The 3654-nt window shown below is 73.0% G+C and carries 2 protein-coding genes and 1 pseudogene; all 3 read right to left on the bottom strand.

Annotated elements, in window-relative coordinates; translation table 11 throughout:
* Positions 1-91: 91 nt before the first annotated feature.
* The 3 genes and pseudogenes from I6A81_RS40680 to I6A81_RS40670 all read right to left on the bottom strand — a co-directional run bounded on the left by I6A81_RS40680 (position 92) and on the right by I6A81_RS40670 (position 3407).
* Entirely contained in the window at positions 92-1744 is a 1653-nt protein-coding gene (locus I6A81_RS40680) for a solute symporter family protein (protein ID WP_203008105.1), read from the bottom strand.
* Positions 1745-1857: 113 nt separating this feature from the next.
* Positions 1858-2208 (bottom strand): annotated as a pseudogene (locus I6A81_RS45310) (DUF485 domain-containing protein); the annotation flags it as partial.
* 485 nt (positions 2209-2693) lie between these two features.
* Complete coding sequence (locus tag I6A81_RS40670; RefSeq protein WP_238431142.1) at positions 2694-3407, bottom strand: hypothetical protein; 714 nt, start codon at positions 3405-3407, stop codon at positions 2694-2696.
* Positions 3408-3654 lie beyond the last annotated feature (247 nt).

Below are 3654 nucleotides of genomic sequence, written 5' to 3'. Positions count from 1 at the left end.
CGGCCAGCCGGGAGGGGGGAGCCCGGCCGGCCGGGTCGGACGTGGTGGCGGCCCGGGCCCCGGCACGGTGGGGCCCGGACCGCCTGGTCTCTCAGACCGGGGTCGGCTCGGCGGCGGACTCGGTGGAGACCGGCTCCGCGTCCGCCCGCTCGGCGCCGGCGCCGGTCAGGGAGCGGACCTCCATCTCGGCCTGCCTGGCCTCGTCGGCCCGCTCCCGGCTGGTGACCGTGCCAAGCCAGCCGAGCAGGAACGCGAGCGGGATCGACACGATCCCCGGGTTGTCCAACGGGAACCAGTGGAAGTCGACGGAGCTGTCCTTGATCATGGATGCGCCGCCGGGCTTCCCGGAGACGACCGGCGAGAAGACGATCAGGACGACGGCCGAGATCAGCCCGCCGTAGATGCTCCACAGCGCGCCGCGGGTGTTGAACCGCTTCCAGAACAGCGAGTAGAGGATCGTCGGCAGGTTCGCGGACGCGGCCACGGCGAACGCCAGCGCCACCAGGAAGGCGACGTTCTGGTCCTTGGCGAGGATGCCGCCGACGATCGCGACGACACCGATGACCACCGCGGTGATCCGGGCGACCCGGACCTCCTGGTGCGCCACCGCGGCGCCCTTCTTCAGCACGCTGTTGTAGACGTCGTGCGCGAACGAAGCGCTCGCGGTGATCGTCAGGCCGGCGACGACGGCCAGGATCGTGGCGAACGCGACCGCCGCGATGATGCCCAGCAACAGCGTCCCGCCGAGCTCGAAGGCGAGCAGCGGGGCCGCCGCGTTCGCCTTGCCCGGCGCGGCGTTGATCTTGTCGGCGCCGACGAGGTACATCGCGCCGTACCCGAGGACCAGGGTGAACAGGTAGAAGCAGCCGATGATCCCGATCGCCCAGGCGACGCTGCGGCGAGCCTGGATCGCGGTCGGCACGGTGTAGAACCGCATCAGGACGTGCGGCAGGCCGGCGGTGCCGAGCACCAGCGCCATCGACAGCGAGACGAAGTCGATCTTCGTGGTGTCCGAGGCGCCGTACCGGACGCCGGGGTTGAGCACCGCCTCGCCCGCCGGGCTGGTCGCGGCCGCGTCGCCAAGCAGCGACGACAGGTTGAAGCCGGCCTTGCCGAGAACCCAGAAGGTCATCAGCGCCGCGCCGAGCACCAGCAGGACCGCCTTGATGATCTGCACCCAGGTGGTGCCCTTCATCCCGCCGACCAACACGTAGACGATCATCAGGATGCCGACGACGGCGATCGTCAGGTTCTGGCCCCACGTGCCGGAGACGCCGAGCAGCAGGTTCACCAGGCCGCCGGCGCCGGCCATCTGGGCGAGCAGGTAGAACAGGCTGACGGCCAGCGTGGAGATCGCGGCGGCGGTGCGCACCGGGCCCTCGCGCAGCCGGAAGCTCAGCACGTCGGCCATGGTGTAGCGGCCGGTGTTGCGCAGCAGCTCGGCGACCAGCAGCAGCGCGACCAGCCAGGCGACCAGGAAGCCGATCGAGTAGAGGAAGCCGTCGTAGCCGGTCAGCGCGATCGCGCCGGCGATGCCGAGGAACGAGGCGGCGGACAGGTAGTCGCCGGAGATCGCGATACCGTTCTGCCGCCCCGAGAACGCCCGGCCGCCGGCGTAGAAGTCGGTGGCGGTGCGGTTCGAGCGGGAGAACCGGATCACGATGACGAGCGTGACGACGACGAACAGGCCGAAGATCGCGATGTTGACGGCCGGCTCGCCGACCGTCTCGGCGGCCAGGGTCATCGGACCTCACCCCCAGCCGGAGCGTCGACGGCGCCGCCGGCGTTGACGGCGCCGCCGGCGTTGACGGTGCCGCCGGTGTCGACGGTGCCGCCGGTGTCGACGGTGCCGCCGGTGTCGCCCTCGAAGCGGGCACGCAGCGCGGCGGCGGCCGGGTCGAGCCGGCGGCCCGCCCAGCGCACGTACACCCAGGTGATCAGGAAGGTCGACAGGAACTGCCCGAACCCGAACAGCAGGCCGACGTTGATGTTCCCGCCGACCTTGTTCGACATGAAGCCGGGCGCGAACGCGGCCAGCAGCACGTAGAGGAAGTACCAGGCCAGGAAAAGGCCGGTCATGGGGAACACGAAGCGCCGGAACGAGCGCCTCAGGTCCTTGAACTCCTGGCTTTGTTGTATGTCGACGTAGGTGACCGGACCGCTCGCCGGCGCGCTCGCGGCGCCAGAGACTGACGGGATGGTGCTCACGCGGCTGCCTCGATTCCGCTGACGGCCTCCGCCCGCGCGCGGAACGCTCACGCGGCCGTTGGCTGACTGCCGCCCGGCCATGGAGAACGGTCGGGCAAACGGTGTGGTGGCGGTCACAGTAGGGTGTCGATCTGGCCCCGCGGCACCCCGACAGCGTGTCCCTGCGTCCGATGGCGGCAACCCGGCGCCGGGCGGGTCGGCGGCCGCGCGCCGAGCGGTCGGTGCGCCGCGCCCAGCGACGAGCGGTCGATCCAGCGCGACGAACGGCGCCGGCGCCACGGCGAGCGTCGCGCGATGGCGAACGTCGCGCGATGGCGAACGGGACGATGCCCGGCTGAGGATCTTTCCAGGTCCCGGGCCCCGGGCCCCGGGACCCGGGCGCCTGGTGCGCGGTGTGCCGGCCGCCGGGTACCGGCCGCCAGGTGCCGGCCGTCGAGCGCCGAGTGCCAAGCGCCGGCTGTCGGGTGCCGACCACCGGTGCCGGTTCAGGCGGCGAGGGCTGGCTGCTCGGCCCGGCGGTGCCGGTCGGCCGTGGTGAGCAGGGCGCAGGCGACCAGGAGCCAGGCGACGGCGTTGCCGAGGGCGCCGCTGTAGCTGCCGACGTCGGTCAGGGGTGAGATCGGTCGGAGGACCCAGGCCAGGCCGACGGTCGACGGCTCGGCCAGCGCGATGGCGACGCCCGCCCAGGCGGGGACGACGCCGGCCCGCCACGTGCCGATGCCCAGCGCCACCATGCCGACGACCCAGGCGAGCATCGCGGGCCCGAGCAGGGCGGTCCACGGCTCGTCGCCGCCGGCCATCCGCGGCAGCATCCCGAGGACGGACAGCGCCATGCCGGTCAGCGTCAGCCACGCCCCGGCCCGCTCCACGCGCTGGCCGGGGCGCCGCTGGACCAGGTGCAGGGCGAACAGCGCCAGCGCGCCGGACAGCCACGGCCACAGGAACACGACGTCCCGGTAGTACTTCGCGCCCGGGTGCAGCAGCGAGTCGATCGAGAGGTAGCCGAAGCCCAGGGCGCAGACCCCGGCCGCCCCGGCGCCGAGCAGCGCCGTCCGGCGCGCGGCGGACGGGTCGCCGGCCCGGCCGACGCCGCCGGCACGGGCGGTCGGCCGGGGTGAGCGCGGCGCCCTGTCCGCGAGGAGGGACGAGACGGGGCTGGTGGTGGTGGCTGGGCCGGCGGTGGTGGTCGTGGTGGGCATGACGCCTCCTGTGGGATCGGGTGCTGGCGTCGATGCTCGGCGGGCGCGCGTCCCGTACGCCCGGTCCCACCGTCACGACCTTCTCGGGACGTGATGTCCCGACCGGCCGCCACGCCGGCGGGCCGCCACGCCGGCCGGCTCCCACCAGCCGGCTCCCGTGGGCTGGCTTCCACTAGGGCGTGTATCTGGTTGCGATCTTTTCGTGATCGATTTTCGTGGTGGTTCCTGGTCCGGTAGAGCCCCGTGT

Source organism: Frankia nepalensis, from assembly GCF_016786325.1.
Classification (GTDB): Bacteria; Actinomycetota; Actinomycetes; order Frankiales; family Frankiaceae; genus Pseudofrankia; species Pseudofrankia nepalensis.
This window is presented reverse-complemented; position numbering and strand designations above follow the sequence as displayed.

Coding starts and splice junctions, on each gene's coding strand:
- I6A81_RS40680 (WP_203008105.1), bottom strand. CDS start 1,744: ATGACCCTGGCCGCCGAGACGGTCGGCGAGCCGGCCGTCAACATCGCG.
- I6A81_RS40670 (WP_238431142.1), bottom strand. CDS start 3,407: ATGCCCACCACGACCACCACCGCCGGCCCAGCCACCACCACCAGCCCC.